The 12219-nt window shown below is 74.5% G+C and carries 12 protein-coding genes and 3 tRNA genes; 12 read left to right on the top strand and 3 right to left on the bottom strand.

The window, feature by feature from the left end; translation table 11 throughout:
• Complete coding sequence (locus O7602_RS22075) at nucleotides 1–936, bottom strand: endonuclease/exonuclease/phosphatase family protein (protein ID WP_281590464.1); 936 nt, start codon at nucleotides 934–936, stop codon at nucleotides 1–3.
• 336 nt (nucleotides 937–1272) lie between these two features.
• Here O7602_RS22075 and O7602_RS22070 point away from each other — a divergent pair, with 336 nt between their 5' ends.
• The 8 genes from O7602_RS22070 (at nucleotide 1273) to O7602_RS22035 (ending at nucleotide 8159) form a co-directional block, all read left to right on the top strand.
• Nucleotides 1273–1794 carry a hypothetical protein gene (locus O7602_RS22070; protein WP_281584520.1) on the top strand — a complete coding sequence of 174 codons (522 nt, stop codon included), beginning with the start codon at nucleotides 1273–1275 and terminating at the stop codon, nucleotides 1792–1794.
• A gap of 192 nt (nucleotides 1795–1986) precedes the next feature.
• Nucleotides 1987–3036 (top strand): MoxR family ATPase, encoded by a 1050-nt coding sequence (locus O7602_RS22065; RefSeq protein WP_281584519.1) that lies wholly within the window; start codon nucleotides 1987–1989, stop codon nucleotides 3034–3036.
• A complete protein-coding gene (locus tag O7602_RS22060; RefSeq protein ID WP_281584518.1) occupies nucleotides 3033–4184 on the top strand; it encodes a DUF58 domain-containing protein in 1152 nt (383 codons plus the stop codon). The genes O7602_RS22065 and O7602_RS22060 overlap by 4 nt, the downstream gene beginning before the upstream one ends.
• Nucleotides 4181–5140, top strand: a complete 960-nt coding sequence (locus tag O7602_RS22055; RefSeq protein WP_281584517.1) for a VWA domain-containing protein — start codon at nucleotides 4181–4183, stop codon at nucleotides 5138–5140. The genes O7602_RS22060 and O7602_RS22055 overlap by 4 nt, the downstream gene beginning before the upstream one ends.
• A gap of 45 nt (nucleotides 5141–5185) precedes the next feature.
• Complete coding sequence (locus tag O7602_RS22050; RefSeq protein ID WP_281584516.1) at nucleotides 5186–6046, top strand: trypsin-like peptidase domain-containing protein; 861 nt, start codon at nucleotides 5186–5188, stop codon at nucleotides 6044–6046.
• Between the two features lie 88 nt (nucleotides 6047–6134).
• Nucleotides 6135–6425: a hypothetical protein gene (locus tag O7602_RS22045; protein ID WP_281584515.1), complete on the top strand. Its 291-nt coding sequence runs from the start codon at nucleotides 6135–6137 to the stop codon at nucleotides 6423–6425.
• 9 nt (nucleotides 6426–6434) lie between these two features.
• Nucleotides 6435–6860 (top strand): alternative ribosome rescue aminoacyl-tRNA hydrolase ArfB, encoded by a 426-nt coding sequence (arfB, locus tag O7602_RS22040; protein ID WP_281584514.1) that lies wholly within the window; start codon nucleotides 6435–6437, stop codon nucleotides 6858–6860.
• Between the two features lie 141 nt (nucleotides 6861–7001).
• Nucleotides 7002–8159, top strand: coding sequence for a cellulose binding domain-containing protein (locus tag O7602_RS22035; protein WP_281584513.1), 1158 nt, complete (start codon nucleotides 7002–7004; stop codon nucleotides 8157–8159).
• Between the two features lie 73 nt (nucleotides 8160–8232).
• On the opposite strand, the gene O7602_RS22030 is transcribed toward O7602_RS22035, so the two are convergent.
• Nucleotides 8233–9111 carry a 3-methyladenine DNA glycosylase gene (locus tag O7602_RS22030; protein WP_281584512.1) on the bottom strand — a complete coding sequence of 293 codons (879 nt, stop codon included), beginning with the start codon at nucleotides 9109–9111 and terminating at the stop codon, nucleotides 8233–8235.
• 34 nt (nucleotides 9112–9145) lie between these two features.
• Entirely contained in the window at nucleotides 9146–10597 is a 1452-nt protein-coding gene (locus O7602_RS22025) for a hypothetical protein (RefSeq protein ID WP_348651294.1), read from the bottom strand.
• Nucleotides 10598–10809: 212 nt separating this feature from the next.
• Here O7602_RS22025 and O7602_RS22020 point away from each other — a divergent pair, with 212 nt between their 5' ends.
• The 4 genes from O7602_RS22020 (at nucleotide 10810) to O7602_RS22005 (ending at nucleotide 12161) form a co-directional block, all read left to right on the top strand.
• The gene (locus O7602_RS22020; protein WP_281584510.1) at nucleotides 10810–11613 is read left to right on the top strand and encodes a fumarylacetoacetate hydrolase family protein; all 804 of its coding nucleotides are present in this window, start codon (nucleotides 10810–10812) and stop codon (nucleotides 11611–11613) included.
• A gap of 108 nt (nucleotides 11614–11721) precedes the next feature.
• Nucleotides 11722–11793 (top strand) — tRNA-Gln (locus O7602_RS22015).
• A 74-nt stretch (nucleotides 11794–11867) separates the two neighbouring features.
• Nucleotides 11868–11940: transfer RNA gene (locus O7602_RS22010), tRNA-Glu, on the top strand.
• A gap of 148 nt (nucleotides 11941–12088) precedes the next feature.
• Nucleotides 12089–12161, top strand: a tRNA-Glu gene (locus tag O7602_RS22005).
• The last annotated feature ends 58 nt before the right edge of the window (nucleotides 12162–12219 follow it).

The following is a 12219-nucleotide window of genomic DNA, read 5'->3' as shown; positions in this document are numbered from 1 at the left end:
TCACGCCGCCGGCAGGCGCAGCTCGGCCAGCAGCGCCCGGTGGTCGCTGCCGGGCACCGGCCGGGTGCCGACGGCAAGGACCGCGATGCGCCTGTCGACGAGCACGTGGTCGATGGTGACCGGCGGGATCGGATCCCCGCCGTACGGGCCCCAGGTGCCGGCGAGCCCGGCCCCGACCGCGTCGGCGGCGTCGGTGTAGCCGGTCGCGATCAGACGGCGCATCGTGGCGTGGTCGAGCGTGGCGTTGAAGTCGCCGGCCAGCACGCTGAGCCCGGCGGTCGGGGTGGCCGGCGGCTGGGCGCGCTGGTCGGTCCACCACTTCGGCACCGCGTCCAGGGTGTACGGCGCGCCCGGGTGCGCCGACTCCACCCGCAGGGGCGGCGCTCCCGGCACCGTCACGGTCGCGTACGCCTGGGTGAGGAACCATCGCCGGTGACGCCGGTGACCGGGGTCACGCAGCGGATGGCGGGCGTACAGGCCGGAGCCGGTGGAGCCCACCTCCGGGCTCAACGACCGGTGCGGCAGCAGGGTGGCCAGGCCGAGCCGGTCCAGGTCAGCGGCGAGCTGCGGGGTGAGTTCCTGCACGGTGAGCACGTCCACCCGCTGCGCGCGGACCAGCGCCACGAGCGCCGCCGGGTCGGCCGAGCCCAGCCGCAGGTTCGCGGTGAGCAGCCGCAGCGTCGGGCCGTCGGCCGGCGGCCGGTCGTCGGCGACCGCCCGCGGCGCCACCACGCCGACGAGCGCCAGCGCGGCAAGCGCCGCGACCACCGCGGGCGCGCGGCGTCGCAGCGCGAGCGCCAGCACCGCCGCGACCGGCGCCACGGCGGCGACGTACGGCGTGAACGCGGTCGTCAGCACCAGCGGGCCACGCTCCAGCCCGGCCAGCCGCAGCACCGCCCAGGCGGCCACCGGCACGACCGTCGACCAGCAGGCCACCGTCGCCCACCGGCCACCCCGGCGCGGGGAATCATCACGCGTGAACACGACGGTGAGGCTACCGACGAAGGGCCCGCGGGCGATGCCCGTGAACCAATTTCGTGAATGGTCGAGCGCTACTCACTCGCAATTTATGTCGAGTTTTTTACGGGTGCTGGACACGCGATATCCACTATTGACCGCCCCATTTTCCGGTGTTAGGTTCCACCTGGTTGAGCCATCTCAACTTGCCGTGTAATACCAGCTCAGCAGCGGTGCGACCGGAATTCGGATACCCGATGATCCGCAATTTCGCGCATCCGCCGTATCGCCACGGTCAACCGAGGGGGATCTGTCATGGCTACATTCTTCAAACGCAAGGCGACGGTGGTGGCGCTTGCTGCGCTGGCCCTTACCGTGGCCGGCGGCGGGATCGCGGTCGCCGCCCAGCCCGAGTCGAGGGCGGGCCAGGCGGCCCGGGCGGCCGGGCAGCAGCCGACGGTCAGCGCCGCCGAGAAGCAGGCTGCCCGGACCGCCATGCGGGCCACCCTGGCGCCGCCGGCCTCCGGCCAGGTCGCCTGGGCGGTGGTGTCGTCCACCGGGACGCTGTTGCAGCACTCCGGCAACGTGGTGTCCTCGTTCCGGTTCCCGCTCGGGCCGGGCGTGTGGCCGGGGCAGTACCAGGTGCTGCTCGACTACGACGTGAGCCACAAGGCGTACGTGGCGACGATCGGCACCAACGACTCGGCGAACGTCCCGCCCGCCGGTGAGATCTCCGTGGCGCCGCGCCTGCTGACCCCGAACGCGGTCTTCGTGCAGACCCGCACCTCCGGGGGTTCGCCCTCGCCGCGAGGCTTCCACATCGTGGTCACGAGCTGATCCGCTCCGCCGCGCACCGACCCCCGCCACGGTGGGGGTCGGTGTCGTGTTCCGTCCCGGTCCGGCCCGCGCCTCCCCGGTTCGCGTCGTTGCCGCCCGGTCGGGGAACTTCTCCCGGTCCGGCCTGCCCCGGGTGGCAGTGGGGCCGATAATCCGACGTTTGTTCCCGGTCCGGCACGGGAAGCAAGCACCGTGACGGACATCTCGGACACCCTGGCCAGCGTGCCCAGCCCGGTCGATGCGGACGCGAGCGGCGTCGAGCTGGACCAGACCCTCTTCGAGGTCAAACGCGTGATCGTCGGGCAGGATCGACTCGTCGACCGCCTGCTCACCGCCCTGATCGCCGACGGCCACTGTCTGCTGGAGGGCGTACCGGGGGTGGCCAAGACGCTTGCCGCGCAGACGCTCGCCACAGTCGTCGGCGGCACGTTCTCCCGGATCCAGTTCACCCCCGACCTGGTCCCGTCGGACATCGTCGGCACCCGGATCTACCGGGCGTCCACCGAGGCGTTCGACGTGGAGCTGGGGCCGATCATGGCGAACCTGGTGCTCGCCGACGAGATCAACCGGGCCCCGGCCAAGGTGCAGTCGGCGCTGCTGGAGGCGATGGCCGAACGGCAGGTCTCCATCGCCGGGCGGAGCTGGCCCGTGCCCGACCCGTTCCTGGTGCTGGCCACCCAGAACCCGATCGAGTCGGAGGGCGTCTACCAGCTGCCCGAGGCGCAACGCGACCGGTTCCTGATGAAGGTCGTGGTCGACTACCCGAGCGACGCCGACGAACTGGCCATCCTCTACCGGATGAGCGCCGAGCGCCCCACCGCGCGGCCGGTGCTCGACCCGGCCCGGCTGCGCGAACTCCAACGCCGCGCCGCCGACGTCTTCGTCCACCACGCGCTCGCCGAGTACGTGGTCCGCCTCATCCTCGCCACCCGCGACCCGAGACGCTTCGGCCTGCCCGACGTCGCGCCGCTGCTGGCGTACGGGGCCAGTCCCCGGGCCACGCTCGGCCTGGTGGCCGCCGCCCGCGCGCAGGCGCTGATCCGCGGACGGGACTACGTGCTGCCGGAGGACATCCGGGAACTGGCGGTGGACGTGCTGGCCCATCGGCTGGTGCTCTCCTTCGACGCGGTGGCCGACGGCGTCTCCGGCGAGGAGGTGGTGCGCCGCCTGGTCGAGGCCGTGCCCCCGCCCCGGCTGGTGACCGGGCCTGCGGCGTCGACGCCGGACCTGGCGGCGGCATGACCCGCCGGGCCGTCCCCACGCCCGCCCGGCCCGATCCGGTCGGGCCCGCCCGGCCCGGCTCGGTCGCGTCCACCCGGCCCGATCCGGCCGCGTACGCCGGAGCCGTCCCCAGTTCGGCCGGCGCCCGCCGCGACGACCTCGGCGGCGCCGATCCGCGGCTCGCCGACCTCGCCCCCGACGAGCGGCTGCGCCGGTTGGAGCTGACGGTGACCCGGCGGCTCGACGGCCTGCTGCACGGCCGCTACCGGGGCCTGCTGCCCGGGCCCGGCAGCGAGGCGGCGGGCAGCCGCGAATACCGCCCCGGCGAGGACGAGGTACGCCGGATGGACTGGGCGGTCACCGCCCGGACCACGGTCCCGCACGTGCGGGAGGTCGACGCCGACCGGGAGCTGACCACCTGGCTGCTCGTCGACGCCAGCCCGAGCATGGAGTACGGCACGTCCACCCTGGACAAGCGGGAACTGGCGGTGGCGGCGGTGGCCTGCGTCGGCTTCCTCACCGCCGGAGTGGGCAACCGGCTCGGCGCCCAGGTGCTCACCCCGGACGGGCTGCGCCGGTTCCCGGCCCGCAGCGGGCGTACCCATCTGCTCGGCCTGCTCCGTGCGTTGCTCGGCGCCCCGCGTACCGGCGATCGGCCGGAGCCGGGCGCAACGGGCCGGGCCGGCGACCGTGGCGGGACCGCGGCCCCGGGCCTGGCCGACGGCCTGGCCGGGCTCCAGCGGGTGGCCACCCGGCGGGGGCTGGTGGTGGTCGTCTCCGACTTCCTCGACGAGCTGCCCGACGACCCGGACGCGGCGCCGCCCTGGGCGGTCGCGTTGCGCCGGCTGGGAGCGCGGCACCAGGTGCTCGCCGTGGAGGTGACCGACCCGCGCGAGCTGGAGCTGCCCGACGTGGGGCTGATCACCCTGGTCGACCCGGAGAGCGGGCGCCACCGCGAGGTGTGGACCGGTGACCCGGCGCTGCGCGAGCGGTACGCGCGGGCCGCCGCCGCCCAGCGCGACCAGGTGCGCCGTACCCTGCGGCGGGCCGGCGCGACCCACCTGGCGCTGCGCACCGACCGGGACTGGTGCGCGGACGTCGTCCGGCACGTGCACGAGCAGCGCCGGCTGGCCACCGTGCCGGCCGCCGCCCGTGGAGGTGCCGCGTGAGCTGGCAGTCGCCCGCCCGCCTCTGGCTGCTGCTCGCGGTCGCCGCGCTCGTCGCCGGCTACCTGGTGCTCCAGCGCCGGCAGAGCCGGTACGCGGTCCGCTTCACCAACCTGCGCCTGCTGGACCGGGTGGCGCCGCGCCGGCCGGCGTGGCGGCGGCACGTCCCGGCGGGACTCTTCCTGGCCATGCTGGCGCTGCTCGTGGTCGGATTCGCCCGGCCCGAAGCGGAGGTGCGGGTGCCCCGGGAACGGGCCACCGTGATGGTCGCGGTGGACGTCTCCACCTCGATGCTCGCGAGCGACGTGGACCCGGACCGGCTGACCGCCGCCAAGGAAGCCGGCCGGAAGTTCGTCGACGGGTTGCCGGACGAGTTCAACGTGGGCCTGGTGGCGTTCGCCGGCAGCGCCGCGGTGCTGGTGCCGCCGAGCACCGACCGCGAGGCCCTGCACGAGGGGATCGAGCGGCTCGCCGAGGGGATCACCGGCGTGCAGGGCACCGCCATCGGCGAGGCGATCAGCACCTCGCTGGGCGCGGTGAAGAGCCTGGACGCCTCGGCCGCGAAGAATCCGCCGCCGGCCCGGATCATCATCCTGTCGGACGGCGCGAACACCTCCGGGGCGGACCCGATGGAGGCAGCCGACCAGGCGGTGGCGGCGAAGGTCCCGGTGCACACCATCTCGTTCGGCACGCCCGGCGGATCGGTGGACCGGGGTGGCCGGGCGATCCAGGTGCCGGTGGACGGGCAGACGCTCAAGGCGGTCGCGGAGGCGACCGGCGGCGGCTTCCACGAGGCGTCGACGAGCCGCGAGCTGAAGGACGTCTACGAGGACATCGGCACCTCGGTCGGCTACCGCACGCAACGGCAGGACATCTCAGCCCGCTTCATCGGCTTCGGGCTGGTCCTGGCCATGGGCGCCGCCGCCGGATCGCTGCGGTGGTTCTCCCGACTGCCCTGACCGCACACCCGGGGCGGACGACCCACGACAACTGAGGAGCCAGGCATGGCAGTGCAGACCGGACTCGGCGAGCCGCGCGGCCCGTGGTTCGTCTCGCCCGAGCTGGGCCCGGACGGGCGCGGCTGGTCCGACGTACCCGGATCGGGCGGGCCGGCGGGACGACCGAGCTGGCGCGGCCGGTTGCTCAGCGTGGCGGCGGTGGTGGCGCTCTCCACCGTCTCCGGCGCGGCGGCCGGCACCTGGGCGGCCGACCGGGGCGCGCCGGGCCCGTCGGCGGCGGCCGCCGCGCCGGTGCCGGCCGAGCTGGTCACCGCCGCCGGAAAGACGGTGCCGGGGGTGGTCTCGGTGACGGTCGGGGGACGGTCCGGCGCGGGGGCGTCCGGTTCCGGCTTCGCCATCGACAACGAGCAGCACATCGTCACCAACGACCACATCCTGGCCCGGGGCGGCTCCGGCCCGGTCACGGTGGAGACCTCGGACGGGCGGCGGTTCACCGCCGAGGTGGTGGGCCGGGCGCCGGACAGTGACCTGGCGGTGCTCAAGGTGCCCGCGTCGGCCGGGCTGCCACCGCTGCCGCTGGCCAAGGCGAACGCGACCCGGGTGGGTGAGCCGGTGCTCGCGGTCGGTTCCCCGCTGGGGCTCTCCGGCACGGTCACCGCCGGCATCGTCAGCGCGCTCAACCGGCAGGTCCGGATCGGCAACGGCAGGCACACCGCGGTGCAGACCGACGCCCCCATCAACCCGGGCAACTCCGGCGGGCCGCTGGTGAACGCGCGCGGTGAGGTGGTCGGGGTGAACACCGCCATCGCCACCATCGACGGGACCGGCTCGATCGGCATCGGCTTCGCCATCCCGATCGACCAGGTGCAGCACACCGCCGACACCATCATCGGCCGGGGCGGCTGACCTGCGCCGACAAGCCGGAACTGTCGGATATCCGGCCTGGGAGCATCGGACCATGGAAATATTACGCTGAGTATGGATACTGGCGGAGGTGGAGCAAGCTGTCATCGCGGCCCTCCTGCTGGTGGGCCTGGTCATCGGCGCCGGAGTCGGCGCGTCGTACGCCCGCGCCAAGCGTGGCTGGAAGGACTATCAGACGGTCCGGACCAGCGTGCCGGGCGCGCGGCGCAACGCGTGGGCCGCGATCCGGGGCGTGGCCGTCAAGGCCGCCGTGATCGCCCTGCTGCTGGTCGGCGCCGCCGCGTACGCGGCGTCCGGCTCCGGCGAGGAACGGGCCAGTCCCACCCCGACCGCCACCACGAGTCACCGTCCGGGACGCTAGCCTCGGGGCGTGGACGACGGACTGCGGGTGACCGACCGGCTCGTGGTGCCGGCCGCCGAGCTGCGGGAGCGGTTCTCCCGGTCCTCCGGGCCGGGCGGGCAGGGCGTCAACACCACCGACTCGCGGGTGGAGCTGAGCTTCGACCTGGCCGGCTCGCCGAGCGTGCCGGAGGCGCTGCGGGAACGGGCCCTGGGCCGGCTCGCCGGCCGGCTCGTCGACGGCGTGCTGACGGTGGCCGCGAGCGAGCACCGCGCGCAACTGGCCAACCGGGAGGCGGCCCGGGAGCGGATGGCCGCGCTGCTGCGCGAGGCGGTCGCCCCGCCGCCGAAGGCACGCCGGCCGACCCGACCGTCCCGGGGCGCCAAGGAGCGCCGCCTCGCTGAGAAGAAGCGCCAGTCCCAGCGCAAGCGTGACCGCCGGGTGGACGGCGACTGACCGTGTCGATCCTCGCGCCCGAGTGGACCCGACATCGGGGCCGCCCGGAGGGTTGAGTCGCGGGCGTCGAAGCGCTTCAATGCGTACGGGAGCGTCAGGGCCGTCACCGTTGATCCGTCACGTGACAGGAGTCCCCACCGCATGTCCCGAAACCGCCTGCGCGCCGCGCTGACCGCGCTCGCCGCGCTGCTGCCCGTCCTCGGCCTCGGCCTCGCCCTCACCTCTGCCACCGTGCCGGCCGCCGCGGCCGTCGCCCCGATCCGTGTCATGCCGCTCGGCGACTCCATCACCGGATCGCCCGGCTGCTGGCGCGCCGTGCTCTGGAACCGCCTCCAGTCCACCGGCTACACCGACGTCGACTTCGTCGGCACGCTCGGCCCGCAGGGCTGCGGCACGCCCTACGACGGCGACAACGAGGGCCACGGCGGCTACCTGGCGACGAACATCGCCAACCAGAACCTGCTGCCCGGCTGGCTCGCCGCCACCCACCCGGACGTGGTGCTGATGCACCTCGGCACCAACGACGTGTGGAGCAACATCGCGCCGAGCACGATCCTGGCCGCGTACTCGAAGTTGGTGGACCAGATGCGGGCCGCCAACCCGGCCACCACCGTGCTGGTCGCAAAGATCATCCCGATGAACCCGGCGAGCTGCGCCGAGTGCGGGCAGCGGACCGTCGCGCTCAACGCCGCCATCGACGGCTGGGCGGCGGGGAAGACCACCGCCGCCTCGCCGATCGTGGTGGTGGACCAGTGGACCGGCTTCAGCACCGCCACCGACACGTACGACGGGGTGCACCCCAACGCCGCCGGTGACCAGAAGATGTCCGACAGGTGGTATCCGGCGCTGACCGCCGCGCTGCGCCGGCCGAGCCCGACGCCCACCGGTCCGCCGAACCCGACCGACAGCCCGTCGCCCACGCTCACCCCGTCACCGACCTGGAGCCCGACCGGCCCACCGCACCCGACCGACTACCCGTCCCCGACCCGCACCATGGGCGGCTGCACGGCCACCTGGCGCACCGTGGGGCAGTGGCCGGGCGGCTTCCAGGCCGAGGTGACCGTCCGCAACACCGGCGGGGTGGCGATCCCGTCCTGGGTGGTCCGCTTTTCGTTCCCCGGCGACCAGCAGCTCAACCAGGCATGGAACGCCCAGGTGGCGCAGGCCGGGGCGGCGGTGGTCGCCCGCAGCGCGAGCTACAACGGCGCGCTCGCCCCGGGCGCCGAGGCGACGTTCGGCTTCCTGGCCACCGGCGCGGTCCCCAACCCGCCGCCGACGCCGGTCTGCACCCTCGGCTGACCGCGCGCGTCCGGCCGGCTCCGCCTCGGCGGGGTCGGCCGGCTCGGTCTCGGCGCGTCCGGCCGGACGGGCGTCAGGTCTGATCGGACCGGTCCAGCGCGGCCAGCAGGCGGGCCCGCAACACGGCGGCCCGCTCGGCGAACCCGCGCTGGGCGGTGGCGTACTCGGCCCGGCCCTCCGGCGTCTCCACCCGCACCGGCGGGTGGCCCAGGTCGGCCAGATCGTAGGGGCTCGCCCGCATGTCCAGGGTCCGGATCTCCCGGGCCAGCGCGAACGCGTCCGCCACCAGCTCCGACGGCACCAGCGGGGAGAGCTTGTACGACCACTTGTAGAGGTCCATATTGGCGTGCAGACAGCCCGGCTGCTCCAACTCGTGCTGGCGCTCCCGGGTCGGCTGGAGCACGTTGAGCGGCCGGGCCGGCGCGGTGAAGAAGCGGAACGCGTCGAAGTGGCTGCACCGGACGCCCCGCTCCTCGACCACCGCCGCGGTCGCCTCCGGACCCAGCCGCAGCGGCCAGGCGTTGTGCCGCACCTGCTCCTGGTTCTGCCGGTAGACCATCGCCCACTCGTGCATGCCGAAGCAGCCGAACTGCGCCGGCCGGCCGGCGGTGGCGGCCAGCAGCGTACGGATCCAGCCGATCGACTCGGCGCGACGTGCGCGTACCCGATCGGTGTCGAGGGTGAGCCCGGCGGCGCCGGCGGTGTAGTCCGGGCCGAACTCCGCCGGGTCGGCGTCGCGCAGCGTCACGCCCGCGCCCGGATGCCAGCGGCGGAGCTGGGCCGGGCGGTGCGAGTAGTAGGTGAAGAGGAAGTCCTCCACCGGGTGCCGTCCGCCGGTGCGGCGGCGGGCCAGGTGCGGCGCCAGCCAGGCGTCCGCCCGCCGCTCGTGGTCGCGCCGGCGGGCCCGCCAGTCGGCCGCGTCGAGCACGGCGGGGGCGAGGGCGGCGGTCACGAACCCAGGGTACGCACCGCCGCCCGGCCCCCGATCAGTCCACGTCCACCCGCACACCGGCGGAGAACACGCCGCTACGCAGCTCCAACTGCTTCGGCGGTTGCGTCCCGGGCACGGTGAACACGAGCGGCAGCAGCACCCGCCGGCCGGCGGCCACCGGTTGGGCGAACACGTCCCGGCCCAGGTTCGCGACCCGGGTGGCGTCCTCGTCGGCGGCCACCCAGTTGCCGCTCGGCAGGTACGCGCGCTGCAACTGCCCGTGCCACGTCTGCTGCTCGGACGTGACGTTGCGCACGCCCACCGTGGCCAGGCAGGGCCGCCCACCGCCCGGAGCGGTCGGCACGACACCCGTGCCGCAGCTCATCCGGTAGACGGTGAACTCGAACGCGGTCTCCCGCAGCGACACGCCCATCGTCCCGGTGACGCTGCTGCCCACCCACGCGCCGCTCGTCGGCTGTTTGGTGGTGTCCATCGCCGAGACCCGCTGCGTGGCGCTCCACGCCGCCGCGCCCACCACGCCGGCCAGCACCGCCGCCGCCAGGCCCACCGCCACCCAGACCGGCGGCCGACGGCGGCGGGACGCGGGCGTGGGAAGCGCCGGGCGCGGGTAGACGGTGCCCCGGTCGGCCGGACCGCCCCGGGCACCGACCGCGCCGGTCGGGCCGGTCGGGCCTGCGCCGGTCGGGCCTGCGCCGGTCGGGCCTGCGCCGGTCGGGCCTGCGCCGGTCGGGCCTGCGCCGGTCGGGCCTGCGCCGGACGTGGCGGCGGTGGCCGTCGCCGGGCCGGTGCGCTGCCGGCGTCGCCGGACCGCCCACCAGATCGCCCCGCCGGCCAGCACCAGCAACGCGGTGAGCGCGGCCAGCAGCACCGGCGGGCGGCGCCAGGCCGGGGCCGCCGCTTGTGGCGCGGTCGGTGCCGTGGCCGCGCCCACCCAGGTCGCCGTGGCGCAGTCGTACGGGCGGGTGCCGTCGGTGCCGTAGACGCAGGCGGGAGCCGTGACCGCGGTGTCCGGACCGGTCACCGCCAGCGCGGTGTGCAGCGTGGTGGTGCTCCGCGCCGGCAGCCGCAGTCGCCAGACGATCGCGCCGCCGCCGCTCACCCCGCCCGTGCCGGTGGCCCGCCCGCCGCCGGTAACCGTGGTTGCCCGGGCGCCGCCCGGCATCTCCTGCCGGACCATCGTCTCGACCATGCCCGTACCGGCGTTGCGGACCTCGATCCGGTAACCCGGCGCCGGGGTGCCGGCCGCGCCGACGGCCACGCTCACCGGCGGCATCGACGGTTGCACCGGCGCCGGGCCGGTGGTCGGCACCGCCGGGGGCACCGCCGGCACGCCGGTCGGGATCGGGGTGGCCGCCGCGGCGGGCCGGGCGGGTGCGGCCACCACGGCCGGTGGTGGAGCCGACGGGACGGGCGCGGCGGTCGCCCGGAGCGCCGCCGGGGTCAGCGCCGGCACGGCGGCGATGACGCCGAGGCAGTTCACCAGCACTGCCAGGGTCCTGTGGTGTCGTCTCGATGCAGGCATACCAACGAACCTCCGGTCCCGAAGCTATGGGCCGGGGCCTGCCGGGCGGGTACGAAGCCGCCATTCCCGCCCGGGCCGGCGGGATCCGGCGTACCCTCGCGCCCTTTTCCGATCGTGCCGGGCGTCACCCGCCGGTGTCCGACGGCCGGCCCGCCGGGCGGGGATAGATTGGCCGGGTGCGTATCGCTCGTTTCGCTCATGCCAAGGGAATGTCGTTCGGGGTCGTCGAGGGCGAGATGGAGGCCGGGCCGCAGGGCCTGACCATCGCCGAGATCGAGGGCCACCCGTTCGGGCAGATCCAGTTCTCCGGCGCCCGCTGGGCGCTCTCCGACGTACGGCTGCTCTCGCCGATCCTGCCCAGCAAGGTGGTGTGTGTCGGCCGCAACTATGCCGAGCACGCCGCCGAGCACGGCAGCGAGGTGCCGAAGGAGCCGCTGCTCTTCCTCAAGCCGTCCACGTCGGTGATCGGCCCGCGGGACGCGATCCGGTTGCCGATCTTCTCGAAGCAGGTCGAGCACGAGGCGGAGCTCGCCGTGGTGATCGGCGCTCCCGGCGCGCGCCGCGCCGACCGGGCCGCCGCCGAGCGGGCCATCTTCGGTTACACCTGCGCCAACGACGTGACCGCGCGGGATCTCCAGCGCTCGGACGGGCAGTGGACCCGGGCCAAGGGCTTCGACTCGTTCTGCCCGATCGGGCCGTGGATCACCACCGGGTTGGACGTCCGTGACCTGGAGGTGCGCTGCGAGGTGGGTCGCAACCCGGAGGAGATGGAGGTACGCCAGCTCGGCCGCACCAAGGACATGGTCTTCGACGTGCCCGGCCTGGTGTCGTACATCTCTCACGTGATGACGCTGCTTCCCGGCGACGTGGTCCTCACCGGCACGCCGGCGGGGGTTAGCCCGCTCACCGAGGGGGATACGGTGACGGTGCGGATCGAGGGGATCGGGGAGCTCAGCAACCCGGTGGTTCCGGTCGCCTGATCCGGTCCGATGGCCCCGTTTTCGCAGCTCAGGTGCGGTTCGGGAGGTTGGATTTGGCCTGTCGGCACGGGAAGGGTAAAGTTCACTCCCGGCGCCGCAAGGGGCCAATGGGGTATGGGGTAATTGGCAGCCCGACTGATTCTGGTTCAGTTAGTCTAGGTTCGAGTCCTGGTACCCCAGCGCAGCCGCGGGTTCGTGAGGATCCCGGCCGCTGGATTCTGGCAGTTGCCGCTGCCGGAGTGCACGAAAGTTCTGGCCCCGTCGTCTAGTGGCCCAGGACGCCGCCCTCTCAAGGCGGTAGCGCCGGTTCGAATCCGGTCGGGGCTACAGCACCGTCAGCCCGTCCCGTTTTCCGGGGCGGGCTGTTCTGTTTGTCCGTGGTGCCGGGGGTGACCCCCCACGGCGGCGCTGAACCTGGTGCCGCTAGACTACTGCCGCACCGCCCGCGAGGGTTGGTGAAGCAGGAAAAGTGCCTGGCCCCGTCGTCTAGTGGCCCAGGACGCCGCCCTCTCAAGGCGGTAGCGCCGGTTCGAATCCGGTCGGGGCTACGTATCGGACGGCCCGTCTCGCTCCGCGAGGCGGGCCGTCCGCCTCCCCCGCTCTCCC

It is taken from the genome of Micromonospora sp. WMMD1128 (assembly GCF_027497235.1).
In the GTDB taxonomy this organism is placed as follows: Bacteria; Actinomycetota; Actinomycetes; order Mycobacteriales; family Micromonosporaceae; genus Micromonospora.
Note: the sequence above shows the minus strand (reverse complement) of the source record. Positions and strands in the feature narration are given on the sequence as shown.

What these genes read in the sequence shown, in the direction of transcription:
- O7602_RS22050 (WP_281584516.1), top strand. Translation starts at nt 5,186, where the DNA reads ATGGCAGTGCAGACCGGACTCGGCGAGCCGCGCGGCCCGTGGTTCGTC.
- O7602_RS22060 (WP_281584518.1), top strand. Translation starts at nt 3,033, where the DNA reads ATGACCCGCCGGGCCGTCCCCACGCCCGCCCGGCCCGATCCGGTCGGG.
- O7602_RS22070 (WP_281584520.1), top strand. Translation starts at nt 1,273, where the DNA reads ATGGCTACATTCTTCAAACGCAAGGCGACGGTGGTGGCGCTTGCTGCG.
- O7602_RS22035 (WP_281584513.1), top strand. Translation starts at nt 7,002, where the DNA reads ATGTCCCGAAACCGCCTGCGCGCCGCGCTGACCGCGCTCGCCGCGCTG.